General features: G+C 33.1%; 16 protein-coding genes. 4 read left to right on the top strand and 12 right to left on the bottom strand.

Annotated elements, in window-relative coordinates:
* Positions 1–606: 606 nt before the first annotated feature.
* The 5 genes from E4T68_RS05280 to E4T68_RS05260 form a co-directional block, all read right to left on the bottom strand.
* Positions 607–1,464: a DegV family protein gene (locus tag E4T68_RS05280; protein WP_135124830.1), complete on the bottom strand. Its 858-nt coding sequence runs from the start codon at positions 1,462–1,464 to the stop codon at positions 607–609.
* A gap of 170 nt (positions 1,465–1,634) precedes the next feature.
* Complete coding sequence (locus E4T68_RS05275; protein ID WP_135124828.1) at positions 1,635–2,579, bottom strand: thymidylate synthase; 945 nt, start codon at positions 2,577–2,579, stop codon at positions 1,635–1,637.
* 27 nt (positions 2,580–2,606) lie between these two features.
* Positions 2,607–3,125, bottom strand: a complete 519-nt coding sequence (locus E4T68_RS05270; RefSeq protein ID WP_135124827.1) for a YfcE family phosphodiesterase — start codon at positions 3,123–3,125, stop codon at positions 2,607–2,609.
* Entirely contained in the window at positions 3,122–4,549 is a 1,428-nt protein-coding gene (gene racE, locus E4T68_RS05265; RefSeq protein ID WP_135124825.1) for a glutamate racemase, read from the bottom strand. The genes E4T68_RS05270 and racE overlap by 4 nt, the downstream gene beginning before the upstream one ends.
* 170 nt (positions 4,550–4,719) lie before the next feature.
* Entirely contained in the window at positions 4,720–5,892 is a 1,173-nt protein-coding gene (locus E4T68_RS05260; protein WP_135124823.1) for a hydroxymethylglutaryl-CoA synthase, read from the bottom strand.
* Between the two features lie 357 nt (positions 5,893–6,249).
* Here E4T68_RS05260 and E4T68_RS05255 point away from each other — a divergent pair, with 357 nt between their 5' ends.
* Positions 6,250–7,425 carry a thiolase family protein gene (locus tag E4T68_RS05255; protein ID WP_135124821.1) on the top strand — a complete coding sequence of 392 codons (1,176 nt, stop codon included), beginning with the start codon at positions 6,250–6,252 and terminating at the stop codon, positions 7,423–7,425.
* A gap of 75 nt (positions 7,426–7,500) precedes the next feature.
* Here E4T68_RS05255 and E4T68_RS05250 read toward each other — a convergent pair whose 3' ends face one another.
* The 4 genes from E4T68_RS05250 to E4T68_RS05235 all read right to left on the bottom strand — a co-directional run bounded on the left by E4T68_RS05250 (position 7,501) and on the right by E4T68_RS05235 (position 10,463).
* Complete coding sequence (locus tag E4T68_RS05250) at positions 7,501–8,103, bottom strand: flavin reductase family protein (protein WP_135124820.1); 603 nt, start codon at positions 8,101–8,103, stop codon at positions 7,501–7,503.
* A gap of 368 nt (positions 8,104–8,471) precedes the next feature.
* Complete coding sequence (locus E4T68_RS05245) at positions 8,472–8,840, bottom strand: hypothetical protein (RefSeq protein WP_135124818.1); 369 nt, start codon at positions 8,838–8,840, stop codon at positions 8,472–8,474.
* A 17-nt stretch (positions 8,841–8,857) separates the two neighbouring features.
* Positions 8,858–9,862, bottom strand: coding sequence for a flotillin-like protein FloA (floA, locus tag E4T68_RS05240; protein WP_135124816.1), 1,005 nt, complete (start codon positions 9,860–9,862; stop codon positions 8,858–8,860).
* Positions 9,849–10,463, bottom strand: a complete 615-nt coding sequence (locus E4T68_RS05235; protein ID WP_135124814.1) for an NfeD family protein — start codon at positions 10,461–10,463, stop codon at positions 9,849–9,851. The genes floA and E4T68_RS05235 overlap by 14 nt, the downstream gene beginning before the upstream one ends.
* A gap of 129 nt (positions 10,464–10,592) precedes the next feature.
* Here E4T68_RS05235 and E4T68_RS05230 point away from each other — a divergent pair, with 129 nt between their 5' ends.
* The 3 genes from E4T68_RS05230 (at position 10,593) to E4T68_RS05220 (ending at position 14,741) form a co-directional block, all read left to right on the top strand.
* Positions 10,593–11,039, top strand: coding sequence for a flavodoxin (locus tag E4T68_RS05230; protein WP_135124812.1), 447 nt, complete (start codon positions 10,593–10,595; stop codon positions 11,037–11,039).
* Between the two features lie 149 nt (positions 11,040–11,188).
* Positions 11,189–12,430 (top strand): aminopeptidase, encoded by a 1,242-nt coding sequence (locus E4T68_RS05225; protein ID WP_135124810.1) that lies wholly within the window; start codon positions 11,189–11,191, stop codon positions 12,428–12,430.
* A 1,021-nt stretch (positions 12,431–13,451) separates the two neighbouring features.
* The gene (locus E4T68_RS05220) at positions 13,452–14,741 is read left to right on the top strand and encodes a uracil-xanthine permease family protein (protein WP_135124808.1); all 1,290 of its coding nucleotides are present in this window, start codon (positions 13,452–13,454) and stop codon (positions 14,739–14,741) included.
* Positions 14,742–15,176: 435 nt separating this feature from the next.
* Here E4T68_RS05220 and uvrA read toward each other — a convergent pair whose 3' ends face one another.
* The 3 genes from uvrA to E4T68_RS05205 all read right to left on the bottom strand — a co-directional run bounded on the left by uvrA (position 15,177) and on the right by E4T68_RS05205 (position 22,229).
* Positions 15,177–18,002, bottom strand: a complete 2,826-nt coding sequence (gene uvrA, locus E4T68_RS05215) for an excinuclease ABC subunit UvrA (protein WP_135124806.1) — start codon at positions 18,000–18,002, stop codon at positions 15,177–15,179.
* Entirely contained in the window at positions 17,995–18,282 is a 288-nt protein-coding gene (locus tag E4T68_RS05210) for a rhodanese-like domain-containing protein (RefSeq protein WP_135124804.1), read from the bottom strand. The genes uvrA and E4T68_RS05210 overlap by 8 nt, the downstream gene beginning before the upstream one ends.
* Positions 18,283–19,442: 1,160 nt before the next feature.
* Positions 19,443–22,229: a DEAD/DEAH box helicase gene (locus E4T68_RS05205; RefSeq protein ID WP_167753824.1), complete on the bottom strand. Its 2,787-nt coding sequence runs from the start codon at positions 22,227–22,229 to the stop codon at positions 19,443–19,445.
* Between the last annotated feature and the right edge of the window lie 242 nt (positions 22,230–22,471).

Raw genomic sequence — 22,471 nt, 5'->3', positions numbered from 1 at the left:
AAATGATAACAACTATACAAAATGCGTTAAATAATAGACCTAGACGTCTACTAGACTATGATACACCTCATACTATGTTTAATCGTTTGTGTGCAACGACATAAACTATAACAGAATAGGTGTAACCGTAAAGGTTCGCTACGCTATTACCTTGACCGTTACACCTATTCCATTACAAAACAACTATGTCGCACACAGACATAGACTGTGACTTTAGTATTTTTCATGTACTGTTGCACTTGGCTTTACAATTCGAGGTATAATTTTACGATTTCTTCACTTTACAAACTAAATGTCTTTATAGAAATTATTTTTTGTAAGTTAACACTTTGATTTAGACCTATTTTTTATATATTATAAAGATTTCTCCTTTGGTTTAATGGCTATACTAACGAAACATCATAATGGATATGAAAGGCTTTATTATCATTGAATGAAAATAATAAGGCTTGTTATAGCGTATTGATAAAAAATAGATTTACTTCTCTTAGTATATAAGTCATTCTTTGTTATTTACCAGAACACAAAAATACTGCTTCATTTAAACAAATCAAGCAGTATATAAAATACATTCATTTAATAGAAATAAAATATAAAATAATAACATTATTCGCTCATTGTTGGACCAAAAATAAGTCCTATAGATTTTTCACCTAGATGTGTCCCAATAACCGGTCCAAATTCAACTATTTCAATTGTATCATTAGGAAATTTTTCTTGTAATTCAATTTGCCACTCTTTAGCAAATTCTAAACGATTGGCATGGTGTATTGTAGCCGTAAAAGGAACATCATATTCTGTTTTAAATTGCTCAAATAATTCTGTAATACGTGTAATTCCCTTTTTAAATGTTCTAATTTTTTCAGCAACTGTAATAGGTCCATTAATTGTCAAAATAGGTTTGATATTAAGCATCGAGCCAACAACTGCAGCTCCAGTTGATAGACGCCCTCCTTTTTGTAAATGCATCAAATCATCGACAAGAAAATACCCTGTTTGGTGTTCTATCATACGTGATAAACGTTCAACAATAGTTTCTGGAGAATATCCTTCTTGCGTTAAACGAACAGCCTCTCTAACTAATTGACTTTGGGAACCACATGCTCTTTTTGAATCTACAGCAAAAATCTTAAATGGGCTAAATTCATCCATTAAACTCACTGCAGTTTGGTACGTTCCACTAATATCACTAGACAAATGAATTGCAATTGCTGCATCATATTCCTTGGATAATTGTTGATACAATTCTAGTGCACTACCTACTGAAGGTTGTGATGATTTTGGTAAATTCTTAGTTCCTCTAACCAAATCATAAAATTCTGTAGGTGTTAAATCTTCCCCTTCAACATATACTTTACCATCAAATTCTATTGATAAAGGCAATACATAAATATTGGACTTTTGACATTCTTCTTGGCTTAAATATGCAACACTATCCGTTACAATGGCTATTTTCATTTCCATCTTTCCTCCTAACTTTATGTCATTGATTTATCATCATGTAAAACGATTAGAACTGTTCAGATGAATATCACTCAATAGAACTGTTCACAAATTATATTATGCCACTTTTTACACATAATCGTCAATGTATATTACCACTTTCTTAAAAAGAGACATACTGTATCCATTTACTAAACCGCAATAGGTGCAGAAATTTTAGGATGTTTTTGATAATTATCTAATACAATATCTTCTTTTTCAATATCAAATAGCGATAATTCAGGTTTTTTCAGAATTAAAGTAGGCAAATCGTACGGTGTGCGTGATAACTGTTCTTTTACTTGTTCAATATGGTTACTGTAAATATGAGCATCTCCAATTGTATGTACAAATTCTCCTACGTCTAAACCTACCTCATTAGCAATTAAATGCACCAATAAAGAGTAACTTGCTATATTAAATGGAACACCTAGAAATGCATCTGCACTACGTTGATAAAGCTGACAACTTAGTTTCCCGTCAATCACATAAAACTGAAACATTGTATGACACGGTGGTAAAGCCATGCTTGGAACTTCTTCAGGATTCCAAGCAGATACAACCAAACGTCTTGAGTCAGGATTAATTTTCAATGTATCAATAATTTGCTGAATTTGATCAATTTCTTGTCCGTTACTTGTTTTCCATTTACGCCACTGGACACCATAAATATTGCCTAAAGTGCCATGTTTCTTGGCGAAAGCATCATCTGTTAAAATCGCATCACAATATTTTTTTAATTCAGTTTGATAGACGTCATTAAATGCCTCATCAACTAAACATCTGCGACCAAAATCAGTCATATCCTCACCTTTATAATCTTCGCTCTCAACGTATCGCTTGAAGCCCCACTCGTCCCAAATGTGATTATTATTTTGCAATAAATATTTTAAATTATTATCCCCACGTAAAAACCAAATCAATTCGCTCTTTACTAAGCCAAATGGCACAGCTTTTGTTGTCACAATAGGAAATCCTTTTTGTAAATCAAAACGCATTTGATAACCAAAAATACTTAACGTTCCTGTGCCTGTACGATCTGATTTTTCAGTACCTTTTTCCAAAATCGTATGTAAAAATTCTAAATATTGCTTCATGTTTCATTCCTTTTCTACATTAAAAAATTATGTTAAACGATAAATTTCTGTCAACTCATCTATACATGTTCTATCCGCTCGATAATATCGAATAATAGCTTGTGTTAAACTGACATCAATCACGGCAAATGTTCTTTCTTGAATTGGTCCACGAGAACGATTGAAACTACCTGGATTGATACAAATCACATGATTAATCACTTCAACTTTTAATACATGAGTATGTCCATATAAAGCAAATGCACAATGCTCTTCTTTTGCTCTATCAGCAAGTTTGTATCGTTCAAAATTAACATCATACAAATGCCCATGCGTTACAAAAAAACGATAATCCTTTGTTTGTAAAATATCTTCTGTTTTATATCCAGAATCAAAGTCCATATTTCCTTTTACAACGCTATCTGTTAATCCCCATAAAGTATCATGGCTAGTTAATTCAGAATCTCCACAATGGACAATGTAATCTACTTGTGAACGATAATCTGCGATAAGTGTGCTTAATTCCGATGTAATGCCATGTGAATCACTAATGACTAATACTTTCATAGCAATAACCCCTGTTCAGAAATTTTCTGTAATAAAACAGATATTGCTTTTTTTCTATGGCTAATACTATTTTTCTCATCAGCACTTAATTGAGCAGTAGTTTTTTGTAATTCTGGAACGTAGAACAAAGGATCATATCCGAATCCATTTTCGCCTTGTGGTACACGTGCTATTTCACCTACCAACTCTCCCGTTGCTACAATAGATTCTTGATTAGGTATTGCTAAAACAAGAGTACAATGGAATACTGCACGACGAGAAGCATTTGGATATTCTGATAACTCAGCCAATAATTTTGCATTATTTGCTGCATCATTCTTAGGTTCGCCTGCATATCTAGCAGAATACACTCCCGGTTGTCCGTTTAAAGCATCAACCATTAAACCTGAATCATCAGCAATAACCATGATTTGTAATTGTTGTGCTATTGTTTCAGCTTTTAAACGTGCATTTTCTTCAAAAGTTACTCCTGTTTCTTCAACATCTTCAATAGTTGGATAATCTAATAACGTTTTAACACGGTAGCCTTTTTTACCAAATATACTTTCAAATTCTTTAGCTTTACCTTTATTTCTTGTTGCAACTAAAATTGTTTTCTCCATGCTATTTTTCTCCTGTTCCTTTTCAATCCTCACAGTTTGCACTGTTAACTCTGGCAAGTGTAACCATTGTTTTGCAACGACTTCAAAACGTTTAGCTTCTCCAGTTGTAAAAAAGCGATGATTATTTTTTTTGGTATCATCAGCAGAAATATCAAAGTAGTCTAACAACATACTAACATCTGTAATTGTTTCGACTCCAGAGTCAATCAACACTACGTCTTCACCCATAATTTTTTGGATAGTAGGTTTTAATAACGGATAATGTGTACACCCAAGAATTAACGTATCAATATCTTTTGACTTTAATGCATGTAATGTCCGCTCAATATCATTAAAAGACTCCAACGTATTCATTTGATTATTCTCAACAATATCCACAAATGACGGACAAGCTAAATTAGACACTTCTAAATCTGATTTTTTGCCTTTTAGCGTTTCTTCATAAACACCTGAGCGAATTGTACCTAAAGTCCCCAAAACACCAATATGATTGTTTTTACTTTCTTTTATCGCTGCTCGACTTCCTGGATTAATGACACCAATAACAGGAATAGGCAATTTTTCTTTTAAATCTTTTAAAGCAGCAGCAGTTGCCGTATTACATGCAACAACTAACATTTTGATATTTTTCTCCATTAAAAAGTCAGCCATTTCCCAAGTAAATTGTAATACTTCCTGTGGTGTACGTGGCCCGTAGGGACAACGAGCTGAATCACCTAAAAAATAAATGGTTTCATTAGGTAATTGATATAAAGATTCTCGAACAACGCTTAGTCCACCAAATCCAGAATCAATAAACCCAATAGGTCTATTATCTGTCATGTTCTTGTGCCTCCAATTTATTAGCAATATACTCGCTTGTCATTGCTAATAACGGCAAAGCTAATGTTACTAGCTGCAATACTAATACAATTTTTTGTAGTTTCTTCATTTTATCATCTCCAGTAGTCACATTATACCAGTATTTGCAAAACTTAAAAAGTCAAAACTCCTTAACTGTTGTGTCGATATACTCTTTGATGATTTTCCACATGGCTTAATACAACTTTCCCCTTTGTCATTGGAGCCTGTGTATCAAAATATGTGCCGTCTTTTGCTAAAGACATATTTAGTATACGTTCATACTCATCAATGCTTAGTGCTACCCTATTGTCTAAAAGTGCTTTATGTTGTGCATGATGTAAATGTTTTTTAAATCCTGATCGTAGCTTGATTGTGAAAAACTCTCCAATCGCACCAGAGCCGTAACTAAATAACCCAATACGATTTCCACGTTTTTGTGTACTATGTTCCAACAATGACATTAAACTTAAATATAACGAGCCTGTATAAATATTCCCAATTTGCTTATTATAAGATTTACTATATTCGTACATAGTTAACAGGCGTGTTTTATCCGTTTCATCTACCGAATATTTATCTAATACATGCGTTAATGCTTTATATCCTAATTTGGTAAACGGCATGTGAAAACAAATAGCTGTGAAATCAGCAAATGTTTTTCCACTAGATTGCGTATAATCACACCAAACTGTTTCAAAAAATTCGATATATTTTTCAGTTGAAAATTTTCCGTCTGCAAATGCCGTATCAGAATACACTGGACGCCAAAAATCCATAATGTCTTCTGTATAAAATGTATGTTCCGGCTCAATTTCTGCAATTCTAGGATTTTTACTCAATAGCATTGCAACTGCACCAGCTCCTTGTGTAGGTTCGCCTGGTGTATTTACGCCATATTTTGCAATATCTGTAGCAATGACAAGTACTTTACTGTCTGGATTGGCTAAAATATGTTCTCTAGCTATTTGAAGTCCCATAGTCGCTCCATAACATGCTTGTTTCAATTCAACTGCACGAACACGACGTTTCATCCCTACCAATGATTGCACATAAATAGCTATAGATTTTGATTGATCAACCCCTGACTCGCTTCCAACTAAAATAAGGTCGATTTGCTCCCTATCTTCATTGTCTACAATGGATAAGGCTGCATTTGCTGCCATAGTTACCGCATCTTCATAAATAGGAGCTACTGCCATTTTCTCTTGACCTAGCCCAATAGTATACTTTCCACTATCAATACCTCTTGCATTTGCCAATTCGATCATATCTATATACACATCTGGAGTATAAAATCCCATTTTATCAATTCCAATTTTCATACAATTTGACTCCTTTATCTCAAACATCTGTACTTATCATACCAAATTTTATACAGATAGCTATTATTTTATGAAAATCTTAATATTTTCATTTTATCATACACAGCCGTCCATAATCACTTGCTTTTCAATTAAAAATTTATCAATACTTTGCCATAATCTCTATACTTTACCTGATATTCCTGTTTCCTTTTTGTATGCTCTTTTTTATAAATAATGTATCAAATAATACTACCCTTAACAAATTATTAAATTTTTCTTTATTTCATAGTTCAATCACTCAATTTGTGATACGCTTAGTCGAAACTAAAGAAAGGATATAGGAAGCAGCAAATGGTACTGCTCCTTATAATAAACATGTCTGATATTGTTATTGTTGGTGCAAAACGTACACCTATTGGAAAATTTGGTGGTGTCTTAAAAGATTTATCTGCCGTTGAATTAGGCACTATTGCCGCTCGCGGCGCTTTACAGGAAAGTAATATTTCAAATGAAGCCATTCAACATGTTATTTTTGGAAATGTTTTACAAGCAAATAATGGACAAAATCCTGCTAGACAAATTTCAATACATAGCCAAATTCCTCACACAACACCTGCCATGACGATTAATGAAGTCTGTGGTTCTGGTCTAAAAGCAATTATTCTAGGAATACAATCATTAAAATTAGGAGATGCACAAGCCGTGTTAGTAGGTGGAACAGAGAGCATGTCGAATGCTCCATATTATTTAACTAAAGAAAGATTTGGAGCAAGGTACGGTCATCAAACTGTTACAGATAGCATTTTACAAGATGGATTGACAGATGCTTTTCATCATATTCATATGGGAATAACTGCTGAACATGTTGCAGAACACTTTTCAATTTCGCGTCAGGAACAAGATGAATTTGCATTGCATTCACATCAAAAAGCCGCTCAAGCTAAAGCCTTCCATGCTCGTGATATTGAACCTATTACTCTATACACTAAAAAAGGACATACTACTATCACAGAGGACGAGGGCATTCGTGAACATCTCACAATCGAGCAGCTTAGTGCTTTAAAACCTGCTTTTAAAGAAAACGGTAGTGTAAGTGCAGGGAATGCCTCTAGTTTAAATGACGGTGCAGCTGCTCTTGTCTTAACAACACGTTCCTTTGCGCAAAAACATCATCTCCCTATTTTAGCCAGTATTATTGATTATGCCGAAGCTGGAAATGACCCTAAATATATGGGATTTGCACCGTACTATGCCATTGAACAATTATGCAAAAAAACCGGACTAACGCTTGAACAATTCGACAGTATAGAATCTAACGAAGCCTTTGCTGCACAAAGTCTAGCATTAGCTCATGAACTAAACTTTGATATGACAAAAGTAAATCAATTTGGTGGTGCTATCTCTTTAGGACACCCTATTGGAGCATCTGGAGCACGTATTGTCGTGACACTGCTTAATACATTGAAACAAACAAAAGGACATTACGGTCTAGCCACATTATGTGTTGGTGGTGGTATTGGTCTAGCACTTGCTTTAAAGAATGAACAATAGTATCAAAAAATCGTGTTGGATAATGCCCAACACGATTTTTTACTTTTACTAAAAAGTTCTATGCTCTCTATTCATTTAGATTTTTCGACTGGATATTTCAACGACTTCATTAATCCCCGTATATTCTTTGCCGTATAATTTTGCCATAACATCTAAAGCAAATGTATCCACTTTTCCTTCATCATTTAAAATATTATCTTCAAATACAAATGCAACAATTTCTAAAATAAACAAATCTGTACTTGGCAATTCGATATGTTTATGTACTTTAGTTTCTAAACGAACGCTCGCCTCATTAATAGACGGCACATCTACCATTTGACTATCAGTCAATGTAAACCCACTCAAATCCAGTTCACTCTCTCCATAAGGCAATGTTTTAGAAACAGTTTGGATACCAACTACATTTTCAGAATTAGCTAGATGTAATACAGCCTCTCCCGTTCTTAACAAATTAATTGCCGTATCTTTTTGTGTTCCGTCTTTTTTACGTAAAACAGACACAGATACCATTGGTGGATGTGTACTAATAAATCCACAGTAGCTAAATGGTCCCATATTGACCGTTCCATTTTCAGAAACCGTATTCACTAAATACACTGGTCTAGGTAAATATGTTCCTGCAATATATCTAAAATTTTCTGTTGGTGTTAATTCAGCAGATTTTTTTACAATCATAGTGTTTCTCCCTTGTAACTTTTTTTGTACACCATTGTACACACCTGATAAGATGCCTCTTCAGTATGCCACTACTTTTTATGTTTGTCAATGGATAATCTTACTTTTTTCACATACTTTCTATTAAAAATCATTGTTCTCTAGCTATCTTATTAAATGCATGTGAAATTTTATAAATGTAACACCATAAAAATTATACTTTAATTATCTTATTGACTTAAAATTATCTATTTATATTCTTTGAGTATCAAATAATGCACCACTCCAAAGCCATTTGTAATGTTAGAATTTATTTCTTAAAACAAACTAGGGTAGTGAACTTATCTTCACTACCCTAGTTATTTTCTTTAAAATAAGATATACTCTAGCTATTGTAATCCTTTAGGTTTACCGAAAATTTCACTGTAAATAAAGGCTTTTTTCAATGATGTCTTACTTTTTTTAGATATATTTCTTTGCGTTCTAACAAGAGGAGCAGACAATTCTTCAGTTACCTGTTTGACATCATGTGAAAGATTTATTTGCTTTTCTTTTACATTATCTTTTTCGAGTTGAGAAAGTTGTTTCTTAGAAGAACGCTTGTTTCTTTTTTTTATACGAGCATTTTCTTGTTGATTCTTTCTTACGTTTTGATGTTTAGCCTTATTTCCAGAAAATTCCGTGTAAACTTTTTTTGATGTACGCTGCTCTTGACGAGTTGATGAGCTAGACAAAATTTCCTCTAAAAAACCAAACATAGTCCTCTCTCCTAACATTAAATTTCTAAATTATTGTTTCCTTCTTGTCCTGCAATTGACTGACGCATATTTGTATCAGCAATAACATTATTCATTTTATAATAGTCCATAACACCCATTTTTCCTTCACTCAATGCTTTAGCTAAGGCAAGTGGAACTTGACTTTCTGCTTCAACCACCTTAGCTTTCATCCGTTGCACTTCTGCTATCATTTCTTGTTCTTGTGCAATCGCAAATGAGCGGCGTTCTTCGGCTTTAGCTTGTGCTATTTTTTTGTCAGCCTCTGCCTGTTCAGCTTGTAATTTTGCACCTATGTTACGGCCAACATCAACATCAGCAATATCAATGGATAAAATTTCAAAAGCCGTACCGGAATCAAGCCCTTTTCGCAAAATTGTTTGAGAAATAGAATCTGGATTTTCTAAAACAATAGAGTGTTTTTGTGCACTCCCGACTGTTGTGACAATTCCTTCACCTACACGAGCTATAATGGTTTCTTCTCCAGCACCACCGACCAAGCGTTCAATATTAGCACGAACCGTTACTTTAGCTTTGGCACAGATTTCAATACCATCCATTGCTACACCTGCAATAACTGGTGTTTCAATTACTTTTGGATTTACACTTACTTGAACTGCTTCAAATACATTTCTACCTGCCAAGTCTATTGCTGCTGCTTGTTCAAATTCCAAATCGATATTTGCACGTTGTGCTGCAATCAACGCATCAATGACCATATTCACATCACCACCAGCTAAATAGTGTGCTTCCAATTTATTGATTTCAATATTTAATCCTGCTTTTGTTGCTTTGATTAATGGATTAATAATACGATACGGTGCTACTCGACGTAGGCGCATTCCCACTAATGTAGCAACACTTATTTTAACACCTGAAAAATGTGCAGTAACCCATAATCCAATAGGTACAAATGTCAAAAAGATTGCCAAAATTGCAATAACAATACTAACGATTACAATTAATGGTAAAAAACTAGAAACTTCTATACTATCTGATCTCATGATTATCTCTCCTTACTAAAATTTTATTACCTTCTACTTTATATACAACGATAGCTTCATTGGCATCAATCATTTCACCAGACGTGATAACTTCAATTTCATCTCCATTAATCTTTGCCTTACCTACAGGACGAAGACTTGTTAAACTAACGCCTTTTTGCTGTATAAAAGACAAATAATTTTTCTGATGTGCTTGGTAACCTTTATCACTTGATAGTCGACTGTGTAAAACTAACCCTCTTGCAAATTGCAATTTATATCCACATTTTACTAATATTAAGACAATTGTTAATGCAATAACACTAGCAATACTCATATTAAATAAAGTAATGGATGGATTAATACTAGAACTATATAACCCTAATCCAATCATTAACATACCGACAATACCTATTGCCCCAAAACTTGGAACGACTAATTCTAATCCCATTAAAGCAAATCCAAGGATTAGTATTATCACATGAATCCATTCTCCAGTTCCAAATAAGATAAAGTAGCTAATGAATGACGTTATAGTTACCAATCCACCTAGCCAAAAGTATCGACTAAACAAGATAATAATAACGCCAATAAATGCACTGACCAATAGAACTATACCCATATTAAACTCCTTTCCTTATGATAAGTTTATTATAAATGATAATAAAAAATTTTTTACCAGTCTTTAGTCTGATATTTTGTCGTTTTTATGGTATACTAGATATAGTTTTAGAATAATGGAGGAATAAAAATGTCATCTGCTTTAATTGTTTTTGCAAGTTTAACTGGTAGCACAGAAGAATGTGCCGATTTTGTTGCAGAAAAATTAGAAGAACTTGGAATTGCTGTTGATATTATGGATAGTACACAAGCAAGTGCAAGTGATTTTCAAAATTACGATTTATGTATTGTAGGAAGCTATACCTACGGTGAGGGAGAAATTCCTGATGAAATGTTAGATTTTTATGAAGACTTAGCTCAAGAAGATTTAACAGGTAAAATTTTTGGGGTTTTCGGTTCTGGAGATTCTTATTACGAATTCTACTGTAATGCTGTCCTATTATTTGAAGAACAATTCAAAAAAACTGGTGCAACTCAAGGTTCAGAAAATGTTAAAATTGAATTAATGGCAGAAGATCAAGATATAGAAAATTTACATAAGTTTGCTGAAGAATTGGTTCAAAACCTTGGCAAATAATTAGTCTAAACTACTGTCTATTCAGTTTATATTTTTTCAGTCTATAATTTCAATAGACAATATAGAAATACAAGATAATATACTTTTCAATTGAGAAAAGTTACTTAATCTATCAATATAATACATTAATTATGAAAAGGAGCATTTATATGGTTTTACCGCAATTTGAAGAAAATTTAAAAAAATATGCTCAGCTTCTTTTAAAAAAAGGCTTGAGTATTTCAGAAGGGCATCGTCTAATCATTACAATTCCTGTTGAACACGCACATTTTGCACGTCTACTAACTAAGGAAGCCTATGCTTATGGTGCCGTTGAAGTTGTTGTAGATTACACAGATGAAGTCATTACACGTGAGAAATTATTACACGCTGAATCGGATTGTATCGAGAATGTTCCGCAATACATAGTAGATAAATCTTTACATTACCTAAACAAAAAAACAAGCCGTTTAGTTATTTTATCTGCTAATCCAAATGCTTTTGCTCAAGTTGATTCAGCTCGTTTAGCAACATTAACAAAAGCTACTGCAGTTGCTTTACACGAACAACGCTTAGCTACACAAGCAAACAAAATCAGTTGGACATTAGGTGCTGCGTCCAATCCAGAATGGGCAGCTATGGTGTTCCCTAACTTGTCATCAACTGAAGAACAAGTTGATGCATTATGGGATGCAATTTTCAAAATGAATCGTATCTATGCAGATGATCCAATTCAAGCATGGAATGAACATGAAGAAAAATTAAATCAAAAAGCAAAAATTTTAAATGATATTCAATTTGATGCTCTTCACTACACAGCACCAGGTACAGACTTAACATTAGGGTTGCCAAAAAATCACATTTGGGAATCTGCTGGTAGTATCAATGCACAAGGTCACAAGTTTATTGCAAACATGCCAACTGAAGAAGTGTTTACTGCACCAGATTTCAGACGTGCAGAAGGTTATGTATCTAGTACAAAACCATTAAGCTATGCAGGTGTTGTCATTGAAGATATGACATTCACATTTAAAGACGGTCAAATTGTTGATGTTACAGCTAAAAAAGGTGAAGAAACGATTAAACGTTTAGTTGAGGAAAATGAAGGTGCACGTGCTTTAGGAGAAGTTGCTCTTGTTGCACACAAAACACCAATCTCATTATCTGGACTAACATTCTTCAACACATTATTTGACGAAAACGCCTCTAACCATTTAGCTATTGGTTCAGCTTATGCACATAGCGTACAAGGTGGTGTGGATATGAGTCAAGAAGAACTTGAAGAAGCTGGATTAAACCGTTCATCAACTCACGTAGATTTTATGATTGGCTCTGAATTTATGGATATTGATGGTATCACACAAGACGGTCAAGTTATTCCTATTTTCAGAAATGGAGAATGGGCAATTTAATCAAAATATACAAAAACAATCGTGTTGTGAGCTTTTTGGTTCACTAACTCGATTGTTTTTTATAACTAAGTAAAGTACATTTTTCACCAATATTATATCATTGGGACTGGGAAAAAGTCTAAAATATAATAAAAAAGTGGAAAAATTTTTTTCAAATCTTTCCACTTTTTTGAGTACGACGGGCATGTCGTACTCAAAATCAATCCTCACAAAACGAGGACAGATTTCTCACTTAGATTATTATCTTGAACGACATGCACGGTGGTACTGGGAAAAAAGTCTTAAACATAAAAAACATCTTATCATGACGTCATCATAAACGTTGATTCTAAGCAGTTTTCAAATTTTAAGCGAAAGGCTAAAATTTTAGTTTTTTCCCAGTCCCATCATTATAAGAAAAGAGAAAATATAAACCTATTTACCATTTTATCATTTTTTATAACCTTTCATAAAGTAAAGTATCCTATCTCTTTTTACTCAAATCTTTATCACATATTCTCTAAACGTATCAAGTCTTTTTCATTGTTTATTCATAGATAACAAAAACTAACAAATAGACTTATAACGTGTTGAATAAACTATTTATCTTCTTTGATTTAAAGCTGTTTTTTAAGTAACTCATTTTTTCTTAATCATATAAGCATCGTACCACTCATTAAAGTAACTACAAAATTGAATAGTCTATAGACATAAACATCTATAATGACATTTTTAGTCTAATATAACGTTTTACTCATCTCCTACAACACTTTTCCCTATGTCATAATAAAAATGTTTAAAGTTGTGTTTTGATATTAAATATTTTTATTAAATAATTTTTATCTACTTTATTAAGGATTACCTTGCATTTTTCTTCTTTTACTGCTATACTCTTGAAAGTATTAGGCTTTAATTCCATTCAGTGAAATGGAAAAGGCAAAAACACATTATACTATTCTTTTAGAGCCGGATACTATCATATTCAGGCTTTTTTGTTTATAGAAATTTGTTTTCTCTTACAAATGAGCTTTAGGAGGTCTTTATGGAACAAAAATTACTTTTAGATGTACACGATAAACCAGAATGGAAATTAGGATTGATTTTAAGTATCCAGCATATTTTTGCAATGTTTGGTGCCACCATTCTTGTGCCTTTATTATTAAATATGTCTGTTTCTGTGGCACTATTTTGTAGTGGTCTTGGCACCTTAATTTACATTATTGCAACCAAAGCAAAAGTACCTGTCTATTTAGGATCATCATTTGCCTATATTTCAGCTGTAGGTTTTGCTATTCAACAAAAAAATGGTGATATTTCAGCTGCTCAAACAGGTATTATTATAGTTGGACTGATTTACGTCTTAGTTGCTGCTTTAGTTAAATTAGTTGGGACACAATGGATTGATAAACTTCTTCCCCCCATTGTTATTGGTCCAATGATTATGGTTATCGGACTTGGGTTAGCCAACTCAGCCGTTAAAAATGCAGGTTTAGTAGCCAATGCTGACTTAAGACAAATTTTTGTTGCTTTAGTCACTTTTTTAGTGACTGCTTACATTAATACAACAGCAAAAGGATTTTTCAAAATTATTCCATTTTTACTTGGTATATTGGCAGGATATATTGTTGCCATTTTTGTCGGTCTTGTAGACTTTACACCTGTTACACAAGCGAACTGGTTACAACTTCCAAATTTCTCACTACCATTTGATACACCATGGTTTTCTACTTATACATTTGACTTGGGTCCAGAAGCAATGGCTATTCTCCCTCTAGCCATTGTCACTATCTCAGAACATATTGGAGATCATACTGTATTAAGTGAAATTTGTGGACGTCAATTTTTAAAAGAACCTGGATTAAAACGCACATTAATCGGTGACGGTGTAGCTACTGCTGTTTCAGCTTTTCTTGGTGGACCTGCCAATACAACTTATGGAGAAAATACTGGTGTTATTGGCATGACCCGTATTGCATCTGTTTCTATTATTCGTAATGCAGCCATTATTGCTATGATTTTATCAACACTTGGTAAATTTACTGCTCTTATTTCAACTATTCCTCAAGCGGTTATTGGGGGAATGTCTATTATCTTATATGGTGTTATTGCAAGTAATGGACTGAAAGTTATGATTGAAGCAAAAGTAGATTTACGCTTAGCTAAAAATTTGATTATTGCTAGTGCAATGCTTGTTATTGGTTTAGGTGGAGCTATTCTACAAATTACACCTGAATTAACATTATCAGGAACAGCTTTAAGTGCTTTAGTCGGTATTATTTTAAACCTTATCTTACCTGCAAAATCTGGTGAAGAAGGCAAAGAAGTATTATAACGCTAATCGTAAAACGCAATACACATAACACTGGATAAGCATAAAGTAGTTGGAAAAAACTAAACATTATATGAAACGATATATTGAAAACTGCAAGAAATCAACGTTTACAAACATTGATTTCTCGCAGTTTTTGTGAGTTAAAGACTTTTTCCAATCCCTTTAGCTTTAATATCTCTTTACTATTTTTGAGTTCACAACTTTTTGTATAAACCAATCGTGTTGGTAAAACTTTGTGTTTACCAACACGAACGATTGTTCATATCTATTTATTATAGAAACAAAATTGTTTTCTAGTGATGAAAAGACTGTTATGCACTTAAGTGCATAACAACCTCATCACCCCTATTTGACATAGAGTCTCTATTTGTTAATAGAAAGCAACTTCAATACTTAATATTAAGTCATAACTATCTATTCTATAAAAATTAGTAGTTATATATGTTGCAATAACGGTGCTAAGTAACGTCCTGTATGACTTTCCTTAACCTTAACAATCTCCTCTGGTGTTCCAATAGCGATAATTTGTCCACCACCAGCTCCACCTTCTGGACCTATATCAATAATATAATCCGCTGTTTTAATAACTTCTAAATTATGTTCAATTACAATCACTGTATTTCCAGCATCTACTAGACGATTTAACACAATTAATAGACGCTTAATATCATCAACGTGTAAACCAGTTGTTGGTTCATCTAAAATATAGACCGTTTTTCCTGTCGCAACACGTTGCAATTCACTGGCTAGTTTCATGCGTTGTGCTTCTCCACCAGATAATGTTAAAGCTGATTGTCCTAAACGCACATACCCTAGTCCAACATCTACAATAGTTTGTAGTTTTCGTTTAATTTTAGGAATAGCTGCAAAGAAATCTAAGGCTTCCTCTACTGTCATATCTAAAACTTCAGAAATGTTTTTTCCTTTATAAGTGACTTCCAATGTTTCTGAGTTATAGCGTTTCCCATGACATACTTCACACGGTACATACACATCTGCTAAAAAGTGCATCTCAATTTTTAAAATACCGTCTCCACGACATGCCTCACATCGTCCACCCTTTACATTGAAACTGAAACGTCCTTTTTTATATCCTCTTACTTTTGCTTCATTCGTTGTTGCAAACACATCACGAATATCATCAAAAACACCGGTATACGTTGCAGGATTACTTCTTGGTGTACGCCCAATAGGACTTTGGTCAATATCAATAATCTTATCTAAATGCTCTACACCTTTAATCGCTTTAAATGCTCCAGGACGTTCTTTCGAACGTGTTAATTCACGCATCAATCCTTTTTTTAGCACTTCATTAACTAATGAACTTTTTCCAGATCCTGACACACCAGTCACTGCTGTTAGACGACCAATTGGAAATTTTGCATGGACATGCTTTAAATTATTTTCAGTTGCATCAATAACTTCTATCCATCCTTTATTCTCTGTTCGTCTACTTTCCGGTAAATGAATGTGTTTTACTCCAGATAAGTATTGTCCAGTTAATGAATTGGGGTTGTCTATGACTTCTTGAGGTGTTCCACAAGCAATAATTTCTCCACCATGCTCTCCAGCGGCTGGACCCATATCAATTAAATAATCCGCTTGTTTCATAGTATCTTCATCATGCTCCACAACAATTAAAGTATTTCCTAAATCACGCATTTTTTTCAATGATTCAATCAAGCGATCATTATCTCTTTGATGTAATCCGATAGATGGTTCATCTAAAACATATAATACACCGGACAAATTTGAGCCTATTTGTGTGGCTAAACGAATCCGTTGTGCTTCTCCACCAGATAAAGTACCTGCCATACGACTTAATGACAAATAATTTAATCCTACATTACGTAAAAAGGTTAAACGATCATTAATTTCTTTTAATATAGGCTGAGCAATAATGGTATCTGCCTGTCCAAAAGAGAGCTGTTCAAAAAAATCTAAACTATCGGCAATAGACAAATCCGTGACATCTGCAATACTCTGTCCATTAATTTTTACAGCTAATGCAGCAGAATTCAACCGTTTCCCTTTACAAGTTGGACAAGTTAGTTCAGTCATATAAAGCATCATTTGTTCACGTGTAAAATCACTATTCGTTTCATGATAACGTCGCTTAATATTAACCAACACACCTTCAAAAGGAATATCTACATCACGAACTCCACCAAATTCATTTTCATAATGAAAATGAAAAACTTTTCCTTTTGAGCCGTTGAAAAGTAAATCGACATGCTCCAAAGACAATTCAGAAAAAGGAATATCCATTGGAATATTGAATTGCTCACAAAACTGGGTTAACATTTTTGTATAGTAGGTAGAACTAATAGGATTCCACGCACTAATCGCACCACCATTCAAGCTAAGTGATTTATCTGGAACAACTAAATCAGCATCTACTGATAAGCTACTCCCCAATCCATCACAAGCAGGACACGAACCAAACGGAGCATTAAAAGAAAATAACCGTGGCTCCAATTCACCTACAGTAAACCCACAATGTGGACATGCATGATGCTCACTAAATAACATAGTTTCTCCATCAATAACATCAATCAACACATACCCCTCAGCCATGCGTAAGGCTGATTCAATGGATTCAAATAAGCGAGAGCGACTCTCTGTTTTAACAACTAAACGGTCGATAATTAATTCTATTGTATGTTTTTTATTTTTATCCAATTCAATTGTTTCAGATAAATCAAACAGGTCACCATCTACTCTAACACGAATATACCCCTCTTTCTTTAACTGCTCAAAGACTTTTTTATGCTGTCCTTTTTTTCCAGTAACAACAGGAGCTAAAACTTGAATTTTAGTTCGTTCCGGCAAAGACAACACTTTATCTACCATCTGTTCTACAGTTTGACTTTCAATAATAGTACCGTCATTTGGACAAATTGGTTTTCCTACTCTTGCGTAGAGCAAGCGCAAGTAATCATTGATTTCAGTAACGGTTCCTACAGTTGAACGCGGATTTTTACTCGTTGTTTTTTGATCAATAGACACAGCCGGACTTAATCCTTCAATACTATCTACATCCGGTTTATCCATTTGCCCTAAAAATTGTCGAGCATAGCTCGACAAACTTTCAACATAACGTCTTTGCCCTTCTGCATACAATGTATCAAATGCCAAAGAACTTTTTCCAGATCCTGACAAGCCTGTAATGACAACAAGTTGATCACGAGGTATATCGACAGAAATATTTTTCAAATTATGCGTACGTGCACCTTTTACACGAATCACATTTTTATTCACTTACAACCTCTCCATTCCAGTCATTCATCCCACCTTCTACATTATGAACATGGTACCCTTTTTGAGTTAATATTTCCGTAGCTTTTTCTGATTTGATGCCTAAACGACACACAACATGATATTCTTCATTTTTATCTAATTCGGCTAATCTTTCTTCTAATTCTTCTAAAGGAATATTTATAGCTCCTTCAATATGTGATTCAGCAAAGCGACTTGCATCACTAACATCAATCACTTTTCCACCTTTTGCAACAACGTCTTTAAATTCTTCTTGTTTCATAACTCATACACTCCTAATATTTATTTACACTCTTATTTTACCATACTTCTCATATCTTGCATCATCTTTGCTTAAATATGGACATAATTATCCTATCACATTTTTACTTATTGTCAACTTTTTTGTTTTATTTATATTGCTTAAGTATCATAAAGACTATCCATTTTTATACACACGTAACATTTTATATTCAGTTAAATGTTTATTCACCCAAAAACACCTTCAAAAAAATTAAAGGTATAACAAAAAATCGTGTTGGCTAACAAAAACCTTTACTCACACAATTGTTTTATATCACTAGGAGAGGTACATTTCCCCACATTATTGGATGAAAACCAAAAACTAAATAGTTTCATGATATGATTATCCATAAAAAATACCTATTCACTCTGTTTCAATACCTTATCACTTATTTATAAATATATTTGAAAGGGAGTAATTTTTTTCAGTACTTTTTTCAAATCAAAAAGGTTGATAACACTTGGCATCAACCTTTTGACACAATTCCAATTACTAAAAACTAAATCTCTTTCAGATTTACTTACGTAACAGTCTATCTACTCTATTTTTTAACATGATACCGATTTCTTTAGTCATTCTATTGTTTTAGATCCAATGTTTTTAATAAAAAGCATTTCCTTCTCTGTTTTTATTTCAAAAGCTTTAGGTTCTATGTAGATAAGGATATGGTTATCACAATTTTTATAATTTTGGAGAAAGAATATTACTGGTTAATCGTTTATTTAAAAAGAAAATCGATAGAAATTTATACCCGCTCATACGATTGCTCAATATTTGGTCACCAACACCATTTAACATATAAGCTATTTATGGTAGGACTCCTGTTATTCTCAATTCATTCCATTAAAAAGTGGTAAGCTTTCTTACTAAGTTGATCAAAGAGATATCCCCCATTTTTCTACAAAACAATTGGTATAATCAACGCTATCTTTTCCATGTTTTTTTCTGTAAAGCAAGATAATTTTGATGTAAAGGATGACAATTATAACTGTCAATAATAATGTTGCCTTGGAACTATTTTTTGTTTGATACAGTATATCCTTGTCTTACCTGGTCTACTTTGACTAGATTCTTCTAACCTCATCAAGCCACCTAATGATGAGTAAACTCTAACATACACTCAATGTCACCCAAATAGACTATACACAAGTATGTTCCTTGGTATCACTTTGCCCATTGTATTTGTCTATTATTTCAATAGTTTGCAGTGCAATTTCGCTCCCCAATTTTGAATAGAGAGTTTTATCACCTATAATATAAAACTCTTCCTTTGCTCGAGTTGCCGCCACATTTACTATATTTGGTTCGGAAAATGCCCATCTGGCTGCTCCCTGGCTATTATTGTCTGCACCTAGAACAAAATATACGATATTTGCCTCTTTCCCCTGAAAAGTATGAACAGTTCCCACATTAATAACCTTACCATTTACACCTTTAATGACAAAATGGATGGAATCTAATTTTTCGATTAACTTTGTAGCAACATTCTTAAACGGGCTTATGACATAGATTTTATCTTTTAAATCGGGATTTTTAGATAACTTCTCTTGTATCAATTCAACCAACTTATCTCCCTGTTCCTCAACATATTTATTGTCAGCAATTCCCTTCACATCATACCAGAATGCTTTTCCATAAGCAGAATTTCCTTCTTTTCCCTGAACCATCAAATCATTGTAGGAAATTCTATTAGCAATTGAAAACATGGGGTAATTGGAACGCCTATGCACCCAAAGAGGTATTCCAATCCACTTTTCTTCATTTTTTTGAAAACCGTATTGACTCGTCGTATCAACCAAGGATTGTGTAGAAGCATCCTTGGAGACGAAATTTTCATCCACTTGATATAATCTTGCAATTAGATTCATCATTTTCGAGTCCAAAGTCAGTACAGGCTTAATCTGAGAAGGATCTCCAACAACCATGACCTTTTTACTTCTGAAAATACTACCAACACTAGCTTGGGGCAAGGCCTGCCCAGCCTCATCTATGAATAAAGCCCCCAGAGAGTCTTCATCAAAATTTCTAAACATCCTGCCGAAACTTGCAAATGTAGAACTAACAACCGGAATTGCTAGATTAATCCATTCCCATGCTGTCTTTATTAATAACTTACCATTTTCTTTGCTGATATGTTCATTCTGCCTTTCAAAGATACTCTTCGCTGCCTTCAAACTTTTATTATTCTTATATAAATAAAGTTTTCTCACCTTTAATGCACAAATAAACAATTTTGTCTGTAAAATTCTAAACTCCTTATCAAACCATGGATTTGATTTTTGTAACTCCTCATATCTTAATCCGAAATCAACGCATCGGACATTTTCTTGTGTCAATTTATCTTCAAGTTCAAGAATCATTTTCTGCGTATTTAAAACAAAACGATTGAGGTTATTCTTCTTAGATTCATATTCTTCATTTATTGAATATTTACAATCTCTACGACATCCTATATCAGTTGTACAATCAGTTATCTTTTGGTTTATACTTGAAATTTGTTTTAAAAGCTCCTTGTTATATATTTCAAGCTGATTTAAGGTATTATTTTCATGATTTAATCTATCATAAAGATTTTGCTGATTGCTTTTTCTGAATAATCTTATCAGTTTGGAAATCACATTTTCTTGTGGTATCTGCATTTTGATAACTTCAAAATTTCTCTTTGTTCTTTGGATTTCATATTCATTTAGATTTAGTTTTTCACGTACTTTTAATATTTCATCTTCTTGTATTTGCTTTTTTCTCTCAAGTTCCCTTATCTCACGGTCTATGTTAAGAATCCGATTCTCCACTTCTACTTTTTGAGATTCGTGTAACTTTAAGGCTTCTTTTTTATTTTTCAGCTCTTTCTTTAAGTCTTTTAAATATTTAAATTTCATAAAAAAAGACTGCATAATCTTCTTATAAGAACTAACCTCTTCATATAATTTATGAAATTCTTCAATGATTTCTACTTCATTTTTACTGGATAAATTCCAATTATCAAGTTCATCCGTCATTGATTGAATTTTATTGCACAACTTATTCAAGTTTGTTGATGCTCCTCCCTCAAAAGAAAACATACCCCAACTCTTATTTTTCCCCTCTTTTTGCACTAAATCACAATCATATTTTTCGCTTTTTTCATTATAAATTTTTTCGTATCTAGAATTTGAAGAATAAGTAAAATAATCTACCTCTTCGATTAGAGGAATGAACTCTTCAAAAATATCCTTTTTGAGTGGTAGATCTCCTACAATATTTTGAACAGCCGCATTATTTGAACTGGCAACCAACATATTGTATTTTGATATCTTTGAGGAAAGTACGGATATAGTGTTATCCTTAAAATATTTAAGTTCATTTTTTAACGGAGAATTCATAGTTATGCTCATTTCATAAGCCTGTCTAACAACCAAATCGGCAAATATATCTTTCAACAGTGTTGTCTTTCCTGTCCCCGGTGGACCGTTAACACTTAAAATATCATTGATATCGTTCAAATAAAGATTGACGGTAACTTGCTGCATAAAAGATAAAGAAAAATCCGGATTACTTGGAAAACGACCCATAGGATAATTTATCGGCTGGAGAATTTCGTCAAAAATATTCGGATTAAAATTACATGATTTTGCATTAGAATCCAGGTTTACTCGATTGATTCCAAACATGTTTAAATATCTATTTAAGTTGTGAGTGTCAAGTTCCTTTGCTTTCCTTAAATCATCAATGAAGAAAGAATGCATGTTGACAATGGATTGTTCTATATTTCGAACAAATATCATTCTAAAATTCTTTTCATCTACTTCATATTGTTTAAGTATCTTTCGGAAAGTAAGATTAAATCCTTGTTCATAGAAATCTTTATCAAATTTTTCCCTAATATCCTCTTCAATCAAATTTAAATTATTCGGTATAGCCTTGTTTTTTCTCACATAACCAGCCATTGTCAAGAATAATTTCTCTGCTACAAAGTTTAAATTTTTGTCCCGTGTTGTAAAATGAAGTGCAACAAATAAAAATAAACAAAAAAACATGAAAATCAGCTATACTAAAGTTGCCAAACCAAATAGATAGGAAGATTTTCATGTCTGAAGTACATTATACCACAAAACGACACTATAAACACTTAAGTGATAAAGAAAGAAGTCAAATTGAAATATTATTAAACGAGGGCTATACTATTTCA

The organism is Granulicatella sp. WM01 (assembly GCF_004570605.1).
Taxonomy (GTDB): Bacteria; Bacillota; Bacilli; order Lactobacillales; family Aerococcaceae; genus WM01.
Note: the sequence above shows the minus strand (reverse complement) of the source record. Positions and strands in the feature narration are given on the sequence as shown.

Coding starts and splice junctions, on each gene's coding strand:
- racE (WP_135124825.1), bottom strand. CDS start 4,549: ATGACAGATAATAGACCTATTGGGTTTATTGATTCTGGATTTGGTGGA.
- E4T68_RS05255 (WP_135124821.1), top strand. CDS start 6,250: ATGTCTGATATTGTTATTGTTGGTGCAAAACGTACACCTATTGGAAAA.
- E4T68_RS05210 (WP_135124804.1), bottom strand. CDS start 18,282: ATGAAACAAGAAGAATTTAAAGACGTTGTTGCAAAAGGTGGAAAAGTG.
- E4T68_RS05205 (WP_167753824.1), bottom strand. CDS start 22,229: ATGGCTGGTTATGTGAGAAAAAACAAGGCTATACCGAATAATTTAAAT.
- E4T68_RS05230 (WP_135124812.1), top strand. CDS start 10,593: ATGTCATCTGCTTTAATTGTTTTTGCAAGTTTAACTGGTAGCACAGAA.
- E4T68_RS05270 (WP_135124827.1), bottom strand. CDS start 3,125: ATGAAAGTATTAGTCATTAGTGATTCACATGGCATTACATCGGAATTA.
- E4T68_RS05250 (WP_135124820.1), bottom strand. CDS start 8,103: ATGATTGTAAAAAAATCTGCTGAATTAACACCAACAGAAAATTTTAGA.
- E4T68_RS05245 (WP_135124818.1), bottom strand. CDS start 8,840: ATGTTTGGTTTTTTAGAGGAAATTTTGTCTAGCTCATCAACTCGTCAA.
- E4T68_RS05260 (WP_135124823.1), bottom strand. CDS start 5,892: ATGAAAATTGGAATTGATAAAATGGGATTTTATACTCCAGATGTGTAT.
- E4T68_RS05225 (WP_135124810.1), top strand. CDS start 11,189: ATGGTTTTACCGCAATTTGAAGAAAATTTAAAAAAATATGCTCAGCTT.
- E4T68_RS05275 (WP_135124828.1), bottom strand. CDS start 2,579: ATGAAGCAATATTTAGAATTTTTACATACGATTTTGGAAAAAGGTACT.
- E4T68_RS05220 (WP_135124808.1), top strand. CDS start 13,452: ATGGAACAAAAATTACTTTTAGATGTACACGATAAACCAGAATGGAAA.
- floA (WP_135124816.1), bottom strand. CDS start 9,862: ATGAGATCAGATAGTATAGAAGTTTCTAGTTTTTTACCATTAATTGTA.
- E4T68_RS05280 (WP_135124830.1), bottom strand. CDS start 1,464: ATGGAAATGAAAATAGCCATTGTAACGGATAGTGTTGCATATTTAAGC.
- E4T68_RS05235 (WP_135124814.1), bottom strand. CDS start 10,463: ATGGGTATAGTTCTATTGGTCAGTGCATTTATTGGCGTTATTATTATC.